This is a genomic window from Candidatus Clostridium stratigraminis (assembly GCF_045310675.1).
Lineage (GTDB): Bacteria > Bacillota > Clostridia > Clostridiales > Clostridiaceae > Clostridium_AT > Clostridium_AT stratigraminis.
In genome coordinates this window covers 1-21367 of the sequence record NZ_JBJHZZ010000021.1, presented here as the reverse complement: position 1 = coordinate 21367, position 21367 = coordinate 1, and the positions used below count along the sequence as shown (strand labels likewise).

17 protein-coding genes, 1 tRNA gene, 1 rRNA gene and 2 riboswitches are annotated in these 21367 nt (G+C 32.0%); of the genes, 2 read left to right on the top strand and 17 right to left on the bottom strand.

Annotation, left to right across the window (positions count from 1 at the left end; translation table 11 throughout):
- Positions 1–8 precede the first annotated feature (8 nt).
- The 13 genes from folP to ACJDUG_RS16660 all read right to left on the bottom strand — a co-directional run bounded on the left by folP (position 9) and on the right by ACJDUG_RS16660 (position 15536).
- Complete coding sequence (gene folP / locus ACJDUG_RS16720) at positions 9–815, bottom strand: dihydropteroate synthase (RefSeq protein ID WP_406771012.1); 807 nt, start codon at positions 813–815, stop codon at positions 9–11.
- A 23-nt stretch (positions 816–838) separates the two neighbouring features.
- Positions 839–1393 carry a GTP cyclohydrolase I FolE gene (gene folE / locus ACJDUG_RS16715; protein ID WP_406771011.1) on the bottom strand — a complete coding sequence of 185 codons (555 nt, stop codon included), beginning with the start codon at positions 1391–1393 and terminating at the stop codon, positions 839–841.
- 150 nt (positions 1394–1543) lie between these two features.
- The gene (gene glyA, locus ACJDUG_RS16710) at positions 1544–2773 is read right to left on the bottom strand and encodes a serine hydroxymethyltransferase (protein ID WP_406771005.1); all 1230 of its coding nucleotides are present in this window, start codon (positions 2771–2773) and stop codon (positions 1544–1546) included.
- A gap of 98 nt (positions 2774–2871) precedes the next feature.
- Positions 2872–4266 (bottom strand): dihydrolipoyl dehydrogenase, encoded by a 1395-nt coding sequence (gene lpdA, locus ACJDUG_RS16705; protein WP_406771004.1) that lies wholly within the window; start codon positions 4264–4266, stop codon positions 2872–2874.
- 2 nt (positions 4267–4268) lie between these two features.
- Complete coding sequence (gene gcvPB, locus ACJDUG_RS16700) at positions 4269–5720, bottom strand: aminomethyl-transferring glycine dehydrogenase subunit GcvPB (RefSeq protein ID WP_406771003.1); 1452 nt, start codon at positions 5718–5720, stop codon at positions 4269–4271.
- Between the two features lie 2 nt (positions 5721–5722).
- Positions 5723–7087 carry an aminomethyl-transferring glycine dehydrogenase subunit GcvPA gene (gcvPA, locus tag ACJDUG_RS16695; protein WP_406771002.1) on the bottom strand — a complete coding sequence of 455 codons (1365 nt, stop codon included), beginning with the start codon at positions 7085–7087 and terminating at the stop codon, positions 5723–5725.
- A 2-nt stretch (positions 7088–7089) separates the two neighbouring features.
- Entirely contained in the window at positions 7090–7473 is a 384-nt protein-coding gene (gcvH, locus tag ACJDUG_RS16690) for a glycine cleavage system protein GcvH (protein WP_406771001.1), read from the bottom strand.
- A gap of 114 nt (positions 7474–7587) precedes the next feature.
- Complete coding sequence (gcvT, locus tag ACJDUG_RS16685) at positions 7588–8694, bottom strand: glycine cleavage system aminomethyltransferase GcvT (RefSeq protein ID WP_406771000.1); 1107 nt, start codon at positions 8692–8694, stop codon at positions 7588–7590.
- Positions 8695–8800: 106 nt separating this feature from the next.
- Positions 8801–8877, bottom strand: a riboswitch (glycine riboswitch).
- 3 nt (positions 8878–8880) lie between these two features.
- Positions 8881–8980: riboswitch (glycine riboswitch) on the bottom strand.
- A 90-nt stretch (positions 8981–9070) separates the two neighbouring features.
- Positions 9071–9982, bottom strand: a complete 912-nt coding sequence (locus ACJDUG_RS16680) for a M15 family metallopeptidase (RefSeq protein WP_406770999.1) — start codon at positions 9980–9982, stop codon at positions 9071–9073.
- Between the two features lie 15 nt (positions 9983–9997).
- On the bottom strand, positions 9998–11101 hold the full coding sequence (locus ACJDUG_RS16675) for an amidase domain-containing protein (protein ID WP_406770998.1): 1104 nt from the start codon (positions 11099–11101) through the stop codon (positions 9998–10000).
- Positions 11102–11224: 123 nt separating this feature from the next.
- Positions 11225–12544, bottom strand: a complete 1320-nt coding sequence (locus ACJDUG_RS16670; RefSeq protein WP_406770997.1) for a hemolysin family protein — start codon at positions 12542–12544, stop codon at positions 11225–11227.
- Positions 12545–12655: 111 nt separating this feature from the next.
- Complete coding sequence (locus tag ACJDUG_RS16665) at positions 12656–13930, bottom strand: Nramp family divalent metal transporter (RefSeq protein WP_406770996.1); 1275 nt, start codon at positions 13928–13930, stop codon at positions 12656–12658.
- A gap of 145 nt (positions 13931–14075) precedes the next feature.
- On the bottom strand, positions 14076–15536 hold the full coding sequence (locus ACJDUG_RS16660) for an aminoacyl-histidine dipeptidase (protein ID WP_406770995.1): 1461 nt from the start codon (positions 15534–15536) through the stop codon (positions 14076–14078).
- Between the two features lie 275 nt (positions 15537–15811).
- On the opposite strand from ACJDUG_RS16660, the gene ACJDUG_RS16655 reads away from it, so the two are divergent.
- A complete protein-coding gene (locus ACJDUG_RS16655; protein WP_406770994.1) occupies positions 15812–16405 on the top strand; it encodes a DUF1836 domain-containing protein in 594 nt (197 codons plus the stop codon).
- A 52-nt stretch (positions 16406–16457) separates the two neighbouring features.
- Here ACJDUG_RS16655 and ACJDUG_RS16650 read toward each other — a convergent pair whose 3' ends face one another.
- A complete protein-coding gene (locus ACJDUG_RS16650; protein WP_406770993.1) occupies positions 16458–17180 on the bottom strand; it encodes a lysophospholipid acyltransferase family protein in 723 nt (240 codons plus the stop codon).
- A 236-nt stretch (positions 17181–17416) separates the two neighbouring features.
- On the opposite strand from ACJDUG_RS16650, the gene ACJDUG_RS16645 reads away from it, so the two are divergent.
- Positions 17417–18277 (top strand): ComEC/Rec2 family competence protein, encoded by an 861-nt coding sequence (locus ACJDUG_RS16645; protein WP_406770992.1) that lies wholly within the window; start codon positions 17417–17419, stop codon positions 18275–18277.
- A gap of 39 nt (positions 18278–18316) precedes the next feature.
- On the opposite strand, the gene ACJDUG_RS16640 is transcribed toward ACJDUG_RS16645, so the two are convergent.
- The 3 genes from ACJDUG_RS16640 to rrf all read right to left on the bottom strand — a co-directional run.
- Complete coding sequence (locus ACJDUG_RS16640) at positions 18317–20767, bottom strand: ABC transporter substrate-binding protein (RefSeq protein WP_406770991.1); 2451 nt, start codon at positions 20765–20767, stop codon at positions 18317–18319.
- Positions 20768–21150: 383 nt separating this feature from the next.
- Positions 21151–21225, bottom strand: a tRNA-Asn gene (locus ACJDUG_RS16635).
- Positions 21226–21269: 44 nt separating this feature from the next.
- A 5S ribosomal RNA gene (gene rrf / locus ACJDUG_RS16630) occupies positions 21270–21367 on the bottom strand; the annotation flags it as partial.

Here is a 21367-nt window from a genome sequence, read left to right as displayed (position 1 = left end):
TTACAAAACTATTTTCTTATAATGGCATCAGTCATTATGCATACCCTTTTATTCTCTTTAACATCATGGACTCTAACAAAATCACAATTTTTCATTATCCCTATGACAGTAGTAGCAAGTGTACCTTCCACTCTTTCTTCAGGGGGTAAATTAAGAGCATTTCCAATCATGGATTTTTTCGAAGTTGCCAAAAGTACCGGATAACCAAGAGTACTAAGCATTTCAAGTTTATTCATAACTTCAAGGTTTTGTTCATAATTCTTTGCAAAACCTATTCCTGGATCAATAATAATTTTATCCTCTTTTACTCCAGCTGCTAGGGCAAGATTTATGCTTTCCTTTAAATCCATTATCATATCTGACATTAAACAATCATAATTATTATTTTCTCTATTATGCATCAAACAGCAGGCAGCATTATATTTTGCTGCTACCTTAGCCATATCTTTGTCTTTTTTAAAGCCCCATACATCATTTATAAGTGAGGCACCTTCAATTATTGAATATTCCGCCACCTTAGCCTTATAGGTATCAACAGAAATAGGAACGTTTATTTCCTTACTTAATGCTTTAATTATAGGAATTACTCTTTTTATTTCTTCCTCTTCTCCAACAGGTACGTGATTTGGCCTTGTAGATTCTCCGCCTATATCAATAATATCTGCTCCTTCATTTACCATTTCCTTAGCATGATTTATAGCCTTTTCAAAATTAATGAACTTACCTCCATCAGAAAAAGAATCTGGAGTGACATTTAATATTCCCATTATATAGGTTTGTTTTCCTAGCTTAAAAAGTTTATTTCCAATATATATTTCTTTGTTCATATTTTGCCTCCTTAGCTTCTAAGAAGTTCAAAAACATCTTCCTTTAAGCTTTGATCCTTTTCAAAACATCCTCTTATGGCAAGAGTCTTTGTTTTACTTCCTGGCTTTTTAATACCTCTCATATTCATACAAAGATGTTCTGCTTCAATAATAACAAGTACTCCTGAAGCATCCAAATGTTCATATAAGGCATCTGCAATTTCAGCAGTCATTTTCTCTTGAAGCTGAGGTCTTTTAGCATATATGTCAACAGTTCTAGCAAGTTTACTTAGTCCAGCTACTCTGCCATTTGGTATATAAGCAATATGCACCTTACCATAGAATGGTAGAAAGTGATGTTCACACATAGAATAAAAGGGTATATCCTTCTCAACTATTATATTATTTTGTTCTACAGTAAAGGCCTTTGATAAGTGAGTATCTGCACTCTCATTAAGTCCCGAAAATATTTCTGAGTACATTCTTGCTATTCTATCTGGTGTATCCAAAAGTCCTTCCCTTTTTGGGTCTTCACCTATTGCTTCAATTATCATTTTAACTGCTTCTTTTATTTTATTTTCGTCTATCATAAGTTTTATACCTCGTTTTCATATGTTCCTGATATATTATTATAGCATATCACTATTCTACTTCAAATTGATCTATATTCAAACAACAGTATATAAAAAAGCTATCATTTTATAAATGGTAGCTTTTTTATAAATATTAGTTATAAATTAGTATAATGGAAATCTTTCACATAAATCCTTAACTCTATTTTTAGCTAGTGTTAAATCCCCATCCTTGTTATCTATAGTCCAAGAAATTATATCTGCGATTTCTACCATTTCCTCTTTTCCAAAGCCCCTTGTTGTAGTTGCAGGAGTACCAATTCTTACTCCACTAGTTACAAATGGACTTTGTGTTTCAAAAGGTACAGTGTTTTTATTTACAGTTATTCCTACTTCATCTAATAGATGCTCTGCTTCTTTACCAGTTACCCCTTTATTTCTAAGGTCTACAAGCATTAAATGGTTATCTGTTCCTCCAGAAACCAGCTTAAAGCCTCTAGAAGTTAAAGCCTCAGCTAAGGTATGTGCATTTTCTACAACCCTCTTTTGATAAGCTTTAAACTCATCAGACATAGCCTCTTTAAAACACACTGCTTTTGCTGCAATAACGTGCATTAGAGGTCCGCCTTGAATTCCAGGGAATATAGCTTTATCTACTGCCTTAGCATACTCTTCCTTGCAAAGTATTGCACCACCTCTTGGCCCTCTTAAGGTTTTATGAGTTGTAGTAGTTACGAAATCAGCATAAGGCAATGGACTTGGATGTACTCCAGCAGCTATAAGCCCTGCTATATGTGACATATCTACCATCATATATGCGTGAATTTCATCACAAATTTCTCTTATAGTTTTAAAATCTATTATTCTTGCATAAGCACTTGCGCCTGAAACAATCATTTTAGGTTTTTCAAGAAGTGCAATTCTTCTTAATTCTTCATAATCTATTACGCCTTGCTCATTAACTCCGTAGGAAATAAATTTATAAAGCTTTCCTGAGAAATTAACCGGACTACCATGAGTTAAATGTCCACCATGTGATAAGTTCATTCCAAGTACCTTATCACCAGGTTCAAGTACAGACATATATACTCCCATATTAGCCTGTGAGCCAGAATGAGGTTGTACGTTGGCATGTTCCGCACCAAAAAGCTTGCACATTCTATCTCTAGCTATGTTTTCAGCAACATCTACACACTCACAGCCGCCATAATATCTCTTTCCTGGATATCCTTCAGCATACTTATTAGTAAGCGGTGAACCCATAGCCTCCATTACAGCACTGCTGGTAAAGTTTTCTGATGCAATAAGTTCTATTTTATTTTCCTGTCTGTCCATTTCACTTTTAATTACATTAAATATTTCTTGGTCAACTTTTTTAACATTATCTAAATTCATTACTTTCACCCCCGTAATGCTATTTTACCACAATATTCGTAATTTTCACCACTTATTATTCCTTAAATTTTATAAAAATAACAAAATATATTTAATTCTTACTTTTTCATTGGCATTAAGTGTATTGCTTCGCCATTTATCCCCATGGCAGCCTCTAAAAACGCCTCAGAAAGAGTTGGATGAGCATGTACTGTGTTTTTAATTTCCTTTAAGCTGATATTATTAGCAATAGCTAAGGTTCCTTCATGAATAATATCAGAGGCATGTGGTCCCATTATATGAACTCCAATGATTTTATCCTCGCTAGCTATTACTTTAACAAAACCTTCACCTTCACCTAAAGCAAGAGCTTTTCCATTTGCACCAAACATAAATTTACTTGTTTTGTATGTAAGCCCTCTAGTCTTTGCTTCTTCCTCGGTAATGCCTACAGTTGCTATTTCAGGAAAGACGAATATACAGCCTGGTACTATATCACTTGGAACTTCTTCAGAAACACCTAATATCTTTTCTGCAGCAAACATACCTTGATGTGAGGCTGCATGGGCAAGCATTACTTTTCCATTTACGTCTCCAATGGCATAAATTCCTTTGACACTTGTTTCATAATTAGAATCAACTTTAATGCCTTTTCTATCAAAATCTACTCCTACTGCTTCTAATTTTAGGCCCTGAGTCATTGGTGATCTTCCAGCAGAAATAAGCAGTTTTTCAGCCTCTACTTTAATTTCTCCTTTTTTTCCTTCACCGAAAATCACATAGCCATTTTCTTGTCTTTCAATTTTGTTAACTTTAGTTCCTGTATTTATCTCTATTCCTTTTTTCTTTAATGAAACGGTAAGTCGTTTTGTAATATCGCCGTCAACTTGGGCAATTATATTAGGCAAAAATTCGAGAACATTAACCTTGGTACCTAAGGAGTTAAATATACAAGCTATTTCCATACCTATTACTCCTCCGCCTATAATAGCTAGAGTCTTTGGTATGCTTTCAAAATTTAAAATATTTTCACTTGTATATATTCCTTCACTATCAGCACCTTCAATTGGAGGAATGGAAGGTGCTGAACCTGTTGCAATTATTATATTTTTAGCAGTTATTTCTTCGGTGCTATTATCTTTTAAGTTAACTTTAATAGTATTTTTATCTTTAAACTCTGCCTTGCCATTTAAAACTAATACATCATTCGCCTTTAAAAGCTGGTCTACCCCACCAACCAACTGGTCTATTACACCTTGTTTTCTAAGATGTATTTTAGAAACGTCTACAGTTAAGGCTTCTACATTAATGCCAAATTCATCTATGTGCTTTAAAGTATTTAAAAGTTCAGCATTTCTATAAAGTGCTTTAGTAGGTATACAGCCTCTATTGAGGCATGTACCACCTAGTTTATCCATCTCAATTAAACAAACCTTTGCACCAAGCTGAGCTGCTCTAATGGCAGCTACATATCCTCCAGGACCTCCACCTATTACGACAATATCTTTTTCCATAGTTATACCTTCCATCTTAAAATTGGAGTTCTTGCGGCCTTTACTTCATCTAATCTCCTTACAACAGTGTTGTGTGGAGCCTCTTTAAGAAGCTCTGGCTTCTCTTTAGCCTCCTTAGCTATAGCAATCATTGCATCAACGAATCCGTCTAAGGTTTCAAGGCTTTCTGTTTCTGTTGGTTCTATCATTAGTGCACTATCAACTATTAGAGGGAAATAAATTGTAGGTGGATGATATCCATAATCTATAAGCCTCTTTGCAACATCTAAGGTTGTAACACCATTTTCTTGTATCTTAAGTCCTCCGAGTACGCACTCATGTTTACATACTTTATCAAGAGTCATATAATAGTCCTTAAGCTTTTCCTTAGTATAATTTGCATTTAAAACTGCCATTTCACTTGCCTTTTTAAGGCCATCATTACCCATAGTTAATATATAGGTATATGCTCTAACTAGAATACCAAAATTTCCATAAAAGCTCTTTACTCTTCCTATAGATAATGGCATATCATAGTTTAATACAAATTTATTATCCTGCTTTTCTATTATAGGTGTTGGAAGGAAAGGAATAAGGTCTTTTTTTACTCCTACTGGTCCACTTCCAGGGCCTCCACCTCCATGAGGAGTTGAAAAGGTCTTATGAAGGTTTAAATGTACTACATCAAAACCCATATCTCCAGGTCTTGTTATTCCCATAATAGCATTAGTGTTTGCTCCGTCATAATATAAAAGTCCACCAGCTTCATGAACTAGTTTTGCTATTTCACTTATATTTTCTTCAAATAGACCTAAGGTGCTTGGATTTGTAAGCATTAGACCAGCTATGTCATTTCCTAAAACTGCTTTTAAGTTTTCTAAATCCACTGCTCCCTTTTCATCAGATTTTATTTCAACCACTTCAAAATTAGCTACTGAAGCACTAGCAGGATTAGTTCCATGAGCTGAATCAGGTACTATTATCTTTTTCCTAGCATAGTCTCCCCTAGCTTCATGATAAGCTTTAATTATCATTAGCCCAGTAAGCTCTCCATGAGCACCTGCTGCTGGCTGAAGAGTGAATCCATCCATACCAGCAATTTCACCTAGCATTTTGCTAAGATCATACATAAGCTCAAGATTACCTTGCACTGTATTTTCAGTTTGATAAGGATGAACCTCAGTAAAATGAGGATTTGAAGCCATGTCTTCATTTATTTTAGGATTATACTTCATAGTACAGGAACCAAGTGGGTAGTACCCTGAATCTACACCATAATTTTTATTAGATAATAAGGTATAATGCCTTATAACATCTACTTCACTTACTTCAGGTAATATACATTCTTTTTCTCTAAGGAGATTCTTTGGAACTAGTTCTTCCAAATTAGTGTCAGGTACATCGCATTTTGGAAGAGAATAGGCCTTTCTGCCTTCCTTTGAAACTTCAAATATAAGTTTATTATACTCTTTCATGCTTACCTCTTACCCTCCTTATCTTCATCTACATTTACCATTAAATTAACCAGCATATCTATTTCTTCTTTTGTTCTCTTTTCAGTCACACATAATAAAATAGAATTTTTTAACTCCTCATAATCCTTATCAAGTGAATATCCGCCAAGAATGCCTTCACCTAAAAGTTTCTCATTAAGAACCTCTGGATTTAAGGTGCCTGCAACAGCAAATTCCTTGAAAAATGGCTTATTAAAGACCTTCTTATATTTACCTGTTTTAATTAGTTCATTATAGGCATAGTGTGCTTTTCTCATGCTTGTTTCTGCAACTTCTCTTATGCCCTCTTTTCCCATAACTGAAAGATAAACAGCTGCAGTTAAAGCATTTAAGGATTGATTAGAGCAGATATTTGAAGTAGCTTTTTCTCTTCTTATATGCTGTTCTCTTGCCTGAAGCGTAAGCACAAAGGCTCTCTTACCGTCTATATCTTCTGTTTCACCAACTATTCTACCAGGCATTTTTCTCATTAATTTCGTAGTTGTAGTCATAAAGCCTAGATATGGTCCTCCAAAATTCATGGAATTTCCTAATGCTTGCCCATCTCCTACTACAATATCAGCACCAATTTCTCCAGGAGTCTTTAAAACCGACAGTGAAATGGGATCAACATTCATTACTAGCAAGGATTTATTTCCATGAGTTACTTTTTCCACTTCTGTTAAATCTTCTATTATTCCAAAGAAATTAGGATTTTGGACTATAACAGCAGCTGAATTATTGTTTAAGTTAGCCTTAAGACTTTCAATATCAGTTTCTCCATCTTTAGTATCTATTTCTAATAGCTCTTCTCCATGAAATCTCATGTATGTTTTTAATACTTTTCTAATTTCAGGATGTACTGCCTTAGAAACTAGTATTGTTTTACGTTTTGTGTTTTCACAGGCCATCATTGCAGCCTCTGCGCAGGCAGTTGCACCATCATACATAGATGCATTTGCTACATCCATTCCAGTTAGTTCAGCAATCATAGTCTGATATTCAAAAATAGCCTGCAGCGTACCCTGGCTTATTTCCGGCTGATAAGGTGTATAAGCAGTATAAAACTCTGATCTTGAAGTAATGTGCTTAATAACTGATGGAACATAATGATCGTAGGAACCAGCACCTAAAAAGCATACTAAATCCTCACTGTTAAGATTTTTACCTGCAAGTGCTTTAACTTTTTTACTAACCTCAAGCTCAGACATGGGCTCGTTAAGATTAAGTTTTCTTTTTAATCTTAAATCTTCTGGAATATCCTTAAAAAGATCTTCTAATGAGTTCATACCTAAGCTGTCAAGCATCTTTTCCTCATCTATATTACTGTTAGGTATATATGGAAACATTATTAAGCCTCCTCATTACAGAATTTTTCATAGGAATCAGCATTCATAAGTCCTTGAAGCTGACTATTATTTAATATTTCAGCACATATCATCCAATTTTCAAAAGCATCTTCATTCACTAATTCTGGATTGTCTACAATTGCTTCGTTTACTTCAAGTATTTTTCCGTCAATTGGCATAAACACATCTGAAGCTGCTTTAACTGATTCAATTGTTCCAAAGGTGTCCCCTTCACTAATTTCATTGTCTACTTCTGGTAATTCCACATAAACGATGCTTCCTAATGCATGTTGTGCAAAATCTGTAATTCCGATATAAGCCTTTTCTCCTTCAACTCTTACCCATTCATGTTCCTTTGTGTACAATAATTCTTTTAATACTTTCATTTATATTTCCTCCTCAATATTAATATTTACTTTTTATGCGGTACGGTGTAGTCTAACTTGCCAATTATTAATGGTTAGATTACCCGTAGAAAGCAATTTAGAGCCTAACGGTCTTTATTTTTTATAATTTTTTGTATAAAACTTCTTACTAATAACTTCTGCCTTTAATGATTTATTTCTTACTTGAACATTTATTTCATTTCCTAATTCTGAGTAGTTTGAATCAATAAGTGCAAGTCCTATATTTTTCTTTAAAGTTGGTGAAAAATACCCAGTGGTTACAAAACCAATATTTTTTCCATTAGCAAAAACTTCATAGCCGTGTCTTGGAATTCCTCTGTCCTTCATTTCAAACCCAACTAGCTTTCTCTTAAGCCCCTCTTCCTTTTGCTTAGCTAAGGCCTCTTTACCTATGAAGTTTTCTTTATTTAACTTAACAAAAAAGCCTAATCCTGCTTCAAGTGGTGTAATATCCTTTGTAATTTCATTACCATATAGTGGCAGTGTTGCTTCAAATCTTAATGTATCTCTGCAGCCAAGCCCAGCTGGTACCAGCCCGTAAACCTTTCCAGTCTCGAGAAGACTTTCCCATATAGCTTCAATATTTTTATTATCTGTATATATTTCAAACCCATCCTCACCGGTATATCCAGTTCTTGATACTAAACATTTAATACCTGCTATTGATACATCTTTTTTGCAATAGAAAAACTTTATATCATCAAGGTTTTCAGTTGTTAAATTTTGAAGTATTTCTTGAGCCTTAGGACCCTGCAGTGCAACTTCTGAAACTTCCTTTGAAATATTTATAATTTCTACCTGATACTTGCCTTTATTTTGAAGCATCCATTCATAATCTTTATCTACATTACTGGCATTTACTACTAGTAGGTAGTTTTCATTATTAAACTTGTACACTAATAGGTCATCAACTACACCGCCATTCTCATAGCACATGAAGGAGTAAATAACTTGATTTTCATTTAAAACACTTATATCATTAGTTACTAGATTTTGAACGAAGTCAAAAGCTTCTTTTCCTTTTACTTCAACTTCTCCCATATGAGATACATCGAATAAACCAGCTTTGTTTCTTACTGCTTCATGCTCCTCAATAATCCCCTCATATTGAACTGGAAGATACCAACCGGCAAACTCAATTAGTTTACCTCCATATTTCTCATGTTCATTATACAGAGCTGTTTTTTTAATGTTTTCCATAACACATTCTCCCTTCTGTTACATTTAGTTTTATAAACTTTATTGCTTTCTTAATTAAAATAAAAAGAGATATGATGGCAAAGCAATGCTGTGAGCCTTCATATCTCTCTGTATATTTACCTGAAAGTTTTAATACCTTAAGAGTATTTTTCTTCTTCGGTGCCATTTCTGAACTTTCCAGAGTTCCATCCATTAACGGTTGTTTTGCCTGAAAGCTTCTAAACCAATCGGCAATTAGTTTATTTCTTCTTCGGCTATCTCTATAGATATCTCCCGCTAATATCATCTGTTATATTAATTTTAAATTTTCAAATATTTATAGTTTTAATATATACTATTAGGAATATTGTGTCAATTTAATTAATAAATTAACAATCTATTTAATTTCCTTGTTTATATTTTCAATTTTTTCCTTAACCTGTGAGCTATCTAATGGAATTTCCTTGTACCAAACATCATTCTCTTCAATATTCGTGCTGAAATATCTAGCCTTTAAAATGATTTCAGGCCTATATTCAAAATGAAGAATATCGAAATGATTCCATTTTCCTCCCCAGATAAAATTGTGTTTTTCAAAAACTTCAACTAACTCCCTTGGATAGGTTAAAAGTCTTTTCTCTCCATCCTTAACAGATGCCCATTTCCAGTAATCGAATTTGCTGCTTGCTAGGTCAATTGCGATACCAAAGGCGTGCGGACTTAGCCTATTTGTTCCGGAAATATTTCTATAATTAAAGGTGCCTCTTGAGGGAAATAATGCTCTCCTTATATTATCATTTCCTATTGACATAGCGGTAGCTTCCCTTATAGCAGCACTTAGTTCCTTTGCAGCATTATTACTTCCATTAAATTGAAGTCCAGCATTTACATTTTTAAGATTTGATTCAACGGACCCTTTTGTACCTCCATAGACTTCTTTTAAGAGCTCATAATTTCTATATCTTCCAGGGTCATAATTCTTATCTGCCAGTCCACTGGGAAAACTTAAGGGATAGATTTGTTCCATAGCGTCCTGCAAATCAGCATTATTAATTTTTTCTTCAATAGATTTTACCCTTTTATCATCATATAAAATATGCTTTCCTGATTTCATCTTTATATAGACGAGTCCGTCTTCCTTTACCTCAAGACCAGTAATGTATTCTGGATAGGCCAGCATTAAGCATAATAGATCCTGTTTTATGACATTATTATTTTTATTTCCTAAAGCCTTAGTACAAATATTTAAATTAAGAATTAAAACCGCTATTAAACAAATACTAAAGCCTTTTTTAACACTACATATCATTTTTGCAAGCCTCCCTTAATAGTGTACCCTTACAAGCCAAAATTTTATGTTCTTATCACTCCAGCCTAAATCCCAAGGCACTTTGTTTCTATCTGTATTATGGCAGCTAACTAAGGAATATCCCTTTGAATCAGCACCAGTTACAACTGAAATATGTGTAATATCTCCCTTTTTTTCATAAGCAATAAAATCTCCTGGAAGCAGTTTATAGGAAGCTTTAACCACCCTTTCATAACTTCCATAAGCTATAAGTGATGCTCTTCCACTGTATAGCATATAACTTTTAAAGCCATCTGCATTAAGCCAGGCTCTCGAACCCGAACCCTTCTCATAATTCCAGGCACCATTTTTCTTGAATCTTCCTCCCTCAAATAAAACTTGAGATGCGAAATTAGCGCAGTCTCCTCCTTCAGAATTAAAGTCTCTATATTTATTATTGTATTTAAAGCCATATCTTTCTTCACTTGCTGCTCCACAATACTTTTCAGCATAATCTACGGCATCTAGTCTTCTTTTATTTAAACTGCCAAAATCCCTATTACCATTGTTTAAAATAAATTTCTTTATGTCATCTGCTTTAAGGCTGTTAATATTAAGAGAATCTGCAAAAGGATCCTTATACCATTCTTTCGAAATCTTCCAATTATTATTTTTATTTGTTAAATTGATAACATGAGTTGTTCCAATCTTAAAGCTATTTATAGTTTTATTTTCGTTTTCATAATTATATTTGTATTCAGTAGAACAAAGGAGGTATGCAGAAAAATTATTACCTCTTCCTGTTATTTTTTTAATTATTACTTTAGGATTTATTTCAAGAAATTTTATTCCTTGTTTTTCACTCCAATTAGTGATATATTTAGATTTTTTAACTTCATGTTCATAAGCCCATATGCCATATAAGGTATTTCTATCATATATTGACTCAATGAATTCTAAATCTCCATTTATTAATGCCTTATTTCTATGCTCATATATTTGCTCTATTGCCTTAGAAGCATCCACCTTCGTAAAACCTTCAAAAGCCGAGGTATTATATTTGTTACTAAAGTCAAACAATATAATAGAAATACAATAGACAGTAATAACAAAAATTTTTTTAATTTTTCCTAATGCCACCAGCATCACTCCTTTTATTTTAAGAAGCCTAACTTTTTCATTAATTTTATATAAATAATAGTTTTCCAAAAAATTATTAATATATGTTGTGTAAATAAAAAGGAAGCCTACCAATAGCTTCCTTTATTCTATACAAAGTTTTATTAATTCAATTCTCTTTTCGTCTATCTTTTCAACCCTGAAGGTCAAATTTTCATATTCTACAATGTGTTCCTCATCCTTCTTTGGAATACTTCCTATAAGGTCGATTACAAAGCCTCCTACTGTATCAAAATGTTCTGATGGCAGATTTAATTCTAATCTTTCATTGATTTCATCTATGCCAACTAAACCACTTACCATATATGTTGAGTTGTCAACTTTTTTAATATATTCACTAGATTCATAATCCTCATCATATTCATCAAATATATTTCCCATTACTTCTTCAATTAAGTCTTCTATAGTAACTATACCTGAGAATCCTCCATATTCATCTATTAATATTGCCATATAATTCTTACTCTTTTGGAGTTCTCTAAATAATATATCAATATTTTTTGTTTCAGGTACAAAGTATGCAGGTCTAAGAATTTCCTTAATATCTATTTTCTCTAACTCTTTCTTATTCATTGCACTGAACAGATCCTTCATAAATAGAATACCTATTATATTATCTGTTTCATCTTCATAAACCGGTATTCTAGAATACTGTTCTTCTAAAATTGAATCCATAAGTGCAGTTAAAGGTGTCTTAATATTTATTGTAAAAACGTTAGTTCTAGGAGTCATTATCTCTTTAGCTAAAGTATTGTCAAATTCAAAAATACCATCAATCATTTCTTTTTCAGTTTCATTTAAAACCCCGTTTTCTTCTCCAACATCTATCATCATTCTTATCTCTTCTTCAGTTACCTTTTCATCACTTGATTCATTATCTAAATTTAAAACTCTGCTGAAAAAGTTAGTTGATATGGTAAGAATCTTCACAAAAGGAATGAAAAGTTTTGAAATAATTATAATTGGTCTTGCTGCAAATAATGCAATTTTTTCAGAACTTTGAAGAGCTATACGTTTTGGTAAAAGTTCTCCTAATACTAAAGTAATGAAAGATAGTACAAGGGTAACTATTATCAACGAGATTTCTTCACTTGCATGAGAAATAAAGGTTATATTAACCTTCTTTATAAATATTGAGATATATGCTGAAATACTAACTGCTGCAGATGCACTTGCAAGAAAACCGGCAAAGGTAATCCCCACTTGAATAGTAGCCAAAAATTTATTTGGCTCTTTGAGAAGTATAACTAGCAGCTTTGCTCTTTTGTCTCCATCACTCGCCATATAATTTATCTTGTTTTTATTTAAGGAAACCACAGCCATCTCAGTTGCTGAGAAAAATGCATTAATTACCACCAAGATAAATATTAGAAACAATTGAAGCAAAATACTGTCCGATTCCATTAAAAAAATTCCCCCTTAAGATTTAATTAAAATAAATATAAACATCCTCTTACAGTATATTCTAGCATAAAACAATATTAATTATAACCAAATTTTGTACATACCAGCTAATTATAAAAAACTTATAAGTAGAGCAATATTTAATAAAGTTACAATTGTGCCTATTATCCATAAACTTATTGTGTCTGTTCTGCCGTTTACATACTTCCCCATAACCTTTTTTGATGAAGTTAAATATATCTGCAAAAAAATTGTGAATGGCAATTGAATACTTAAAAGCATCTGTGAAATAACTAGACCGTTAAAAGGATCTCTTATTAAGAAAATTACACATACTGCTGCAAGAAGGGTTATTGCTACGCCTAATTTTGTATGATTATCCTTAATATCATAAGGCTCACCATATAGGCCAGCATATATTGAGCCTCCTGACATACCTGCAGTTACACTTGAAGAAAGTCCAGCAAACATAAGAGCTAATGCAAAAATGATAGAGGCCGTATTTCCAAGTAAGGGCCTAAGCATATTTTGTGCCTGATCTAGGGCAGTGACATGTATTCCATTAGAGAAGAAAGTAGCTGCTGCCACAATAATCATAGCACTATTTATTGCCCAGCCTATAATCATGGAAAAAAGGGTGTCTGCAAACTCATATTTTAATTGTCTTTTTATTATATTTTCATCCTTTAAATTCCATTGCCTGCTTTGTATAATTTCTGAATGTAGAAAGAGATTGTGAGGCATAACCACTGCACCGAGCACGCTCATAATAATCGGCAGTGAATTTTTAGGAAAGCTTGGTGTAACCCATCCTATCAATGCATCATTCCATGGTACATGAACCAAAGTAAGCTCAAATATAAAAGAAAGCCCAATAATGGAAACAAATCCAATAATCCATTTTTCTAATTTCTTGTAAGAATTTGCATAAAGCATCCACATAACAATAATTGCACTTAAAATTGCACCTATTTTAATTGGAATTCTAAAAATCATATTTAGTGCTATAGCAACTCCTAAAATTTCAGCCATAGCAGTAGAAATAGATGCTATTACTGCAGAGATTAATACAGGTTTTGATATTCTTTTATCTAAATAAATAGTTGCGGCCTCCGAAAGGCAGAGTCCTGTAGCTATACCTAGATGAGCAGCATTATGCTGTAATAAAATAAGCATTATTGTAGAAAGAGTAACCATCCATAAAAGCTTGTATCCATAATCAGACCCTGCAGATACATTGGAGGCCCAATTACCTGGATCAATAAAACCAACAGTAACTATAAGTCCTGGTCCAATATATTTAATGAAATCTAACGCCGTAAGCTGTGGCTTATGCTCATTATTGAAATAATTCTTAAACTTAAATAATCCTGATTTATCCTTCATAATTTTCTCCATTTGTTAGTTTCTTGTATATTATTATAACATTTAAAGTCAAGTACTAATTTGCTGACTTTTCTAGCCTTATATTTTTAAGACTTAATTTTATAAAAAGGCCTCGTGAAATATAAACTTCACGAGGCTTTAAAATTTACTTAAGTTCTTTTAATACTGCTAGTAAGTAGTCCCAGGATCTTTCAATTGAACCTATATTAAAATGTTCATTAGGTGTATGAACATCAAAAAGGTCTGGTCCAAAGGATATCATATCTATTTCGCCAAACTTTTCTTTAAATAGTCCGCATTCAACACCAGCATGGATAGCAACTATTTCTGGTTCTTTACCATTTAGCTTCTTATAAACATCTTCGAATACTTTTCTTATTTTTGAATTTGGATCATATTCCCAATCAGGATAATCTGCTTGTGTATTAAAATCAGCGCCGATTAAATTTGATACCATTCTAGATTGATTTACAATATCAGCCTTTAAGCTCTTAACTGAGCTTCTTACTGCACTATCATAATTAATTTCATTTGCTGTAGTAGTAACTACGCCAAGGTTTGATGAGCTTTGTACTAAGCCTGCAATATCCATGCTCATTGTCTGAATACCGTTTGGTATAAGTACTAAAAGTTCAACAGCTTTTTCTGTAGTATCTTTAGAGAATATTTTATCATATCTATTTGGAATAACTTCCATTTCAATATTAACTCCAGGATCTGAAGTTTTAAATTCATTCTTTAAAATTGTATTCCAAGAAGCAACTTTTTCTTTAATTATCTCAATTTCATTTTCCTTCAAAGCTAATGTTGCATCAGCTTCTCTAGGTATAGCATTGCTCTTTGAACCACCATTTAAAGCACAGATATCATAATTAACTGCAGATTTTAAATCACTTAAGAATCTACCCATTATCTTGTTTGAGTTTCCTCTTTCCTTATGTATCTCCATACCTGAATGGCCGCCCTTAAGTCCTCTAACTCTTACTGCACAAGTAACAGAATCTGCAGCCATAGGAACCCAGTCTACTTTAAGTGTAGTTGTTGATCTAACTCCTCCAGAACAACTAACCAAAAGTTTTCCTTCTTCTTCAGAATCAATATTAATTAAGGTTCTTCCTTTAATATTATCAGGATTTAGTGCAACTGCACCGTCCATACCAGTTTCTTCAGCAGTGGTTACTAATACTTCTATAGGAGGATGTGCTATATCTTTTGAAGCAAGCACAGCCATAGCAAAAGCTACAGCAACACCATTATCTGCACCAAGTGTAGTGCCAGTAGCATAGACCATATCCCCTTCAATTCTTAATTTTAAAGGATCCTTATCAAAATCATGGACAGTGTCCTGGTTTTTTTCATTAACCATGTCCATGTGACCTTGTAATATAACTGCAGGAGCATTTTCATATCCTAAAGTACCAGGTTTTTTTATGATAACGTTTAAAGCTTCATCTTGAATAACCTCTAAATTATTTTCTTTAGCAAAAGCAACTAAATAATCACTAATACCTTTTTCATTACCAGAACCTCTTGGAATTTGGGTAATCTCCTCAAAATATTTAAATACGTCAAAGGGTTTCAAATCTTTTAAAACATTACTATTCATAATTACCATCCTTTCCTTTATTCGTCTCTTTAATTTGAACACAAAAACGGAAAAAAATCAATAGTTGACAGAAAAATTGCAGATATTATTTTTCATATCATATTTTGTGTATGATTACTGCAACATATTCAAGGAAATATATATTTTATAGTTTAAATAACAACTTCTTCTTTAAATAAAATTATATTAAGTATCTATAAACCCTGTAAATACTTGTTATTATAAAAAATAATATTTATAATAAATATAAAAATAAGAATTTGAGGTAGTTTATAATGAAGCCAATAAAAGAACAGCTTATAGAACTTATTAATGAAATATCAAATTTTGAAGATATAAAGTTATCGGATATTCCATGTATAGATTTATATATGGATCAAGTTACTACTTTCTTTGATGATAAACTTAATCCATTAAAAAGAGATGCTGATGAGAAGATTTTAACAAAAACAATGATTAATAATTACGCTAAGGCGAAACTATTAATGCCTATTAAAGGAAAAAAATATTCAAAAGATCAAATATTATTATTATCCTTAATTTATAACTTAAAGCAAATATTATCCTTAAATGATTTAAATCTTATTTTGAGTCCAATAATAAAAAATCTATCTTTAGAAAAAGAAAATTATTTTTTAGATGAAATCTATGCTGTGTTTTTACATATGAATAAGCTTCAGCGTGAAGAATTTAATTCCTGGTTTAACAATAAACTTGATTTAGTTAGTAAAGAAGCATCAAGCATTGAATATGAAAATAGAGAAACTATTGAAGTAATCCTAACTATCTTAATGCTTATTAGTTCAGCTAACGCTCAAAAGAAAATGGCAGAAAAAATAATTGATAAATTTCTTAAACCTGAAAAGTAACATTACAAAAAGTGCTGTGGAAAATTATATATAAATTTTTCACAGCACTTTATTATGCATTTATTTTCTGTAAGTTTTCTGAAATAATAGCTTTAATGGTTTCTGAAAGATTATTTTGTTCTTCCTTAGGCATATCTTTTGTATTAATAGGTTCTGATAATATAATATCAACGCTGCTTGCTTTAACTCTCTTACCCTTTTGTCCCTCAAATATTTCATATGTACCATTAATTGTAACTGGTACTATTTGTACTCCTGCTTTTGTTGCAAGCTTCATTGCACCTTTTTTAAATTCCTGCAAGGTAGGTCCTTTACTTCTAGTTCCTTCTGGATATATAACCATGGAATATCCTTTTCTTAAATTTGAAACTCCATCTAAAATGGATTTAACAGAATCTCTCGGATCATCCCTATCCATAAAAACACAGTGAATTTGTTTCATCCAATAATTTACTCCAGTAAGCTTTTCAAGCTCTTTCTTAGCAATAAAACCTATAGGCTTATTTATATAGGCAAGCATTGCTAAAATATCATAATTTGCCTGGTGGTTTCCTACAAAAACGCAGGCCCCTTCAGGGATATTTTCTTCCCCAATAACATTAACCCTTGATCCAGTTATATCAACTAATTCTTTTGCCAGAGACTTAACTTCCCTATATGCATATTCATCTATTTCTTCCTTAGTCATTTTTCTCTTAAGAAACTCAAATTTTCCTTTTTTAATAAATAATTTTATTATAAAATAAATACCATAAAATATCCATAAGTATGGCATAAATCTTCCTCCTATATTAGTAATCAATGATCATGTTTTAAAAATTAAATATTTGTTTAGAATTAAAAAGTGTACTTTTAATAAATAAAGCTATTCCATAGTTTATTATACTTAGTACAAGCCTTCATTGCAATAGCATAATATATGTGCTACTATATAGTAATATTTTGTTTATAAGGTATTATATGTAATACTTTGTTATATTTTTTAAAATTTTTATTGAAAGGTTGAGTCTTTTGAAAAAGTTTTTAAAGCCTATTATAATTTATGGATTTATTCCTATTCTATTTATTTCTCTTACTATATGCTTAATATCATATTCAGCTGTGTCTAAAATTAATCCCATATACAAGGATAAACTTATAGTCCATTATATAGATGTAGGTCAGGCTGATAGTATTTTAGTTCAAGTAAATGATAAAAATCTACTTATCGATGCCGGAAGTATTGACTCAAAGGATAAGTTAGTTTCTTACTTAAAAAATCAAGGTGTTCACAAGCTTGACTATGTAGTAGCCACACATCCACATGAAGATCATATTGGCGGAATGAGTACAGTAATTAAAAAATTTACCATAGGAGAATTTTTTGCTCCAAAGAAACTCTCAAATACAGATGTGTTTGAGAAAATGATTACTGCATTAAAAAATACAAAAATTAGAACAGCTAAAGCTGGAGTCAAAATAAATTTAGGATCAAATATTAACTGCGAAATGCTAGCGCCTAACAGTAGTAATTATGATGATATAAATAACTACTCAGCTGTTATTAAATTAACCTACAAAAATAATAAATTTCTTTTTATGGGAGACGCTCAAAAGCCTAGTGAAGAAGAAATAATCAATTCTAATGCTGATATTTCTAGTGACGTGTTAAAGGTTGGCCATCATGGAAGCTCAACCTCCTCCTCAAAAGAATTATTAGATAAGGTATCACCTAAAATCGCTGTAATAAGCTGCGGAAGAGGAAATCAATACGGTCATCCTAATAAAGGAACTATCTCAGAATTGAAAAATAAGAGATGTTCTATTTATAGAACGGATATTGATGGTACTGTAGTGCTCATTTCAGATGGAAACACCATTAAAAAACAATAAAAAATACACTCAACTATTGATTGAATGTATTTTTATTATTTATTCTCTCCAAATATCCGGAAAATTTATTAAATTTAATGGATGTACTTTTAGGCCTTTAATATTATCTCCATATGTATATGAAACACATATATTGCAAAGTGGTACCCAAGCTGCATCCTCAATAATAATATTATCCACCTTACATAATAATTCTCTATACTTATAAGGATTTCTAGTTTTCTTTGCCATTTCTACAAGCTCCATTAATTCAGGATTATTGTATTTACTCCTATTAGAGGAATTATTTATATCAATTAAAGGTTCAATGAAATTATCTGCTGTTCCTGAATCGCCAAGCCAACCATAGGTGAAAATATCACTTTTTCTAAAGGTTTCTTCTGTATAATAATTAGATCCACTTACTTCTACAATTTTAAGTTCTATATTAATTTCTTTTAAATTTTCTTTTAAAACCTTTGCCATTTTATGATGAAAGCCTGCATTTCCACCACTATTTGCTATCTGCAGGGTCAAGCTTCCAGAGTTTATTCCACCTTTTCTCATAAGCTCTTTTGCCTTATTTAGATTTCTAGTGTAGGGCACTAACTTTGGATTTGATAAAACACTCACTGGAAATGCACCATGAAGTACTGTCTCAAACCCACTTTGAGCTTCAAGTGCAATTCTATCTTTATCTATACAATAACTAATAGCTTGTCTAGTGTATTTATTGTTTACTATAGGGTTATTACTTCTATAATTAAAGGCTAAAAATCTCACACCAATACATTGAGAAGTTACTATATCATAATTTTTTAACTTGACTTTTTCAGCATTAACAGCATTGACAACAAGATAATCTAGCTCTCCATGCTCAAATTTTTCAAAGCTATCTTCGATATCACATACAATTTTTATATTATCAATCAGTGCCTCACCTAAAGCGTAATCCTTGAATTTCTCCAATGCAATTTCTTTACTCTCATTATTATAGTTAATAAATTTATAAGGACCTGCCCCAATTGGTTTATTAGACAAATTACTAAATTCCTCTTTTGGTAATATAACGCAGGAGCAGTGTGCTAAATTATTTATAAAGGAACTGTAAGGATAATCTAAAATTATTTTTATGCTGTATTCTGAAGTTACAATTATTCCTACTACCTCTTTAGATTTTCCGTAATAAAAATCATCTGCTCCTTTAATCATTGATAAAAACCATCTATTAGGTGAATTCAAATCCTTGCTTAAAATTCTTTCAAAAGTATTCTTTACATCTTGAGCTGTAATATTTCTACCATTATGGAATTTCATATTCTTTCTTAAACTAAAATTCCATGTTAGATTATCACTTTCAACATGCCAATTTTTTGCAATAGCACTTATTACTTCTGTTCCGGGCCCAAATTGAACTAATCCTAAGTTTATTGGTGTTAATATGTTGGAATCATTAATTTCAGTACACATTGCAGGATCAAAGGTTTTTACTAAGGCAGCACTCATTACAAAATTTGTTTTTATTAGTTTACCCTCATTTTGTTTCGTATCAGATAAACTTTCTAACCTATTAATTGTCTCTTTTAGGTTTCTCAGCGATGCCTTTTGTCTATCTGCTCCAACCGCAATATTTTCATTAAAAGCTTTCACCTTTTCTGAAACTTGAACCATTTCATCTATAACAGAAATTAAATACTGATTTTTATCTACCTGCTGTTTTACAGCATCACTAATTTGTGCAGAAATAGCTTTAGTTCTTTCAGCTGATTCCATCATGTGGTTTATTGATTGTCCTGCATTTTCTGCTATAGAGGTACTCTCAATAACTTTTTCCGTCCCTTGTTCTATTATATTTAAGGTCTGCTCAGTTACCTTTGATATTTCAGTAACTATTTTATCAATTTCGTCAGCTGAATTTGAACTATTTTCTGCTAACTTTTTAACTTCACCAGCAACCACAGCAAATCCTCTACCTGCATCTCCTGCCCTAGCAGCTTCAATATTAGCATTTAAAGAAAGCAAATGTGTTGTTTTGGCTATTCCCTTAATAGTATCCAAAATGCCTTTAATCTTATTAGATTTTTCTGTTAAATCAAGTATTGTAGTTTTCATATTTCCTACAGTATTTTGGACTGTCTCTATACTAGTTATTACATCATTAACAGAATCTTGTCCAATTTTTGCTTTATTTAGTGTATCTTCAATAACTTTCATAGTTTCATCTACACCAGCACTAACTTCCTCAGAGAATGCACCAACCTCTGAGGATACATCCACAGTTTTCAAAATATGTTCACTGTGTTTTTCCATTTCCATATTTATATCTTCAACCGCTTTAAGAAGCATTGCGGTAACATCTAGTGCTTCTTCTGCTTCATTTGAAACCCTTTTTGTTATTAACCCTTGATATAACTGTTTGTTTACATTTTTTTTCTGTTTGTCAGTACTTAAATCCAAAGATATCTCTTTTTCAACTAACTCACTTCTATTTTCTTTTTTGGCAAAAAACATTATTATTCCCCCAATATGTTAAAAATAATAAGTTAAAAATAATAGATTAAAAATGACAAATTTTTCTCCATCAAAATTAATAATAGCATATTTTTGCACAAGTGACAAAGAAAATACAGTATTTTCAAATTAAAATTTATCCATTAAAGAATTAAAGTTAATGTGTCATTTGTTTAGCAGACTTGTTTTAAAAACAAAAAGGACTCGCTTTTGGCAAATCCTTAGTTACTTATTTTTTTAAAAAGTGAAAATGGCGACCTGGTAAGGGACGCGATCCTTATTGTTTTTGAAATTATTATTTACTTATTTTTCCCAAAAAATAAAAATGAGCGACCTGGTAAGGGACGCGGATCTCATGGTTGTTATTTTTTCAAAAAATAAAATGGCTCCGTGGAGAGGACTCGAACCTCCAACCCTTCGGTTAACAGCCGAATGCTCCGCCATTGAGCTACCACGGAATACCTTTTATGCCACTTAGCCACCAAAGTAGTGATAAGTGATTTATTGGCGATTACCTACTCTGCCACTTAGTCACCCAAGCAGTACCATCGGCATCTCAAAGCTTAACCTTCGTGTTCGGTATGGGAACGGGTGTAACCT

Bases quoted from the DNA above. Each gene is read 5' to 3' on its own strand.
- ACJDUG_RS16665 (WP_406770996.1), bottom strand. From the start codon at position 13,930: ATGAAGGATAAATCAGGATTATTTAAGTTTAAGAATTATTTCAATAAT.
- ACJDUG_RS16650 (WP_406770993.1), bottom strand. From the start codon at position 17,180: ATGCCATACTTATGGATATTTTATGGTATTTATTTTATAATAAAATTA.
- gcvT (WP_406771000.1), bottom strand. From the start codon at position 8,694: ATGGAAAACATTAAAAAAACAGCTCTGTATAATGAACATGAGAAATAT.
- gcvPB (WP_406771003.1), bottom strand. From the start codon at position 5,720: ATGAAAGAGTATAATAAACTTATATTTGAAGTTTCAAAGGAAGGCAGA.
- ACJDUG_RS16655 (WP_406770994.1), top strand. From the start codon at position 15,812: ATGAAGCCAATAAAAGAACAGCTTATAGAACTTATTAATGAAATATCA.
- ACJDUG_RS16670 (WP_406770997.1), bottom strand. From the start codon at position 12,544: ATGGAATCGGACAGTATTTTGCTTCAATTGTTTCTAATATTTATCTTG.
- glyA (WP_406771005.1), bottom strand. From the start codon at position 2,773: ATGAATTTAGATAATGTTAAAAAAGTTGACCAAGAAATATTTAATGTA.
- ACJDUG_RS16660 (WP_406770995.1), bottom strand. From the start codon at position 15,536: ATGAATAGTAATGTTTTAAAAGATTTGAAACCCTTTGACGTATTTAAA.
- gcvPA (WP_406771002.1), bottom strand. From the start codon at position 7,087: ATGTTTCCATATATACCTAACAGTAATATAGATGAGGAAAAGATGCTT.
- lpdA (WP_406771004.1), bottom strand. From the start codon at position 4,266: ATGGAAAAAGATATTGTCGTAATAGGTGGAGGTCCTGGAGGATATGTA.
- ACJDUG_RS16680 (WP_406770999.1), bottom strand. From the start codon at position 9,982: ATGATATGTAGTGTTAAAAAAGGCTTTAGTATTTGTTTAATAGCGGTT.
- ACJDUG_RS16640 (WP_406770991.1), bottom strand. From the start codon at position 20,767: ATGTTTTTTGCCAAAAAAGAAAATAGAAGTGAGTTAGTTGAAAAAGAG.
- gcvH (WP_406771001.1), bottom strand. From the start codon at position 7,473: ATGAAAGTATTAAAAGAATTATTGTACACAAAGGAACATGAATGGGTA.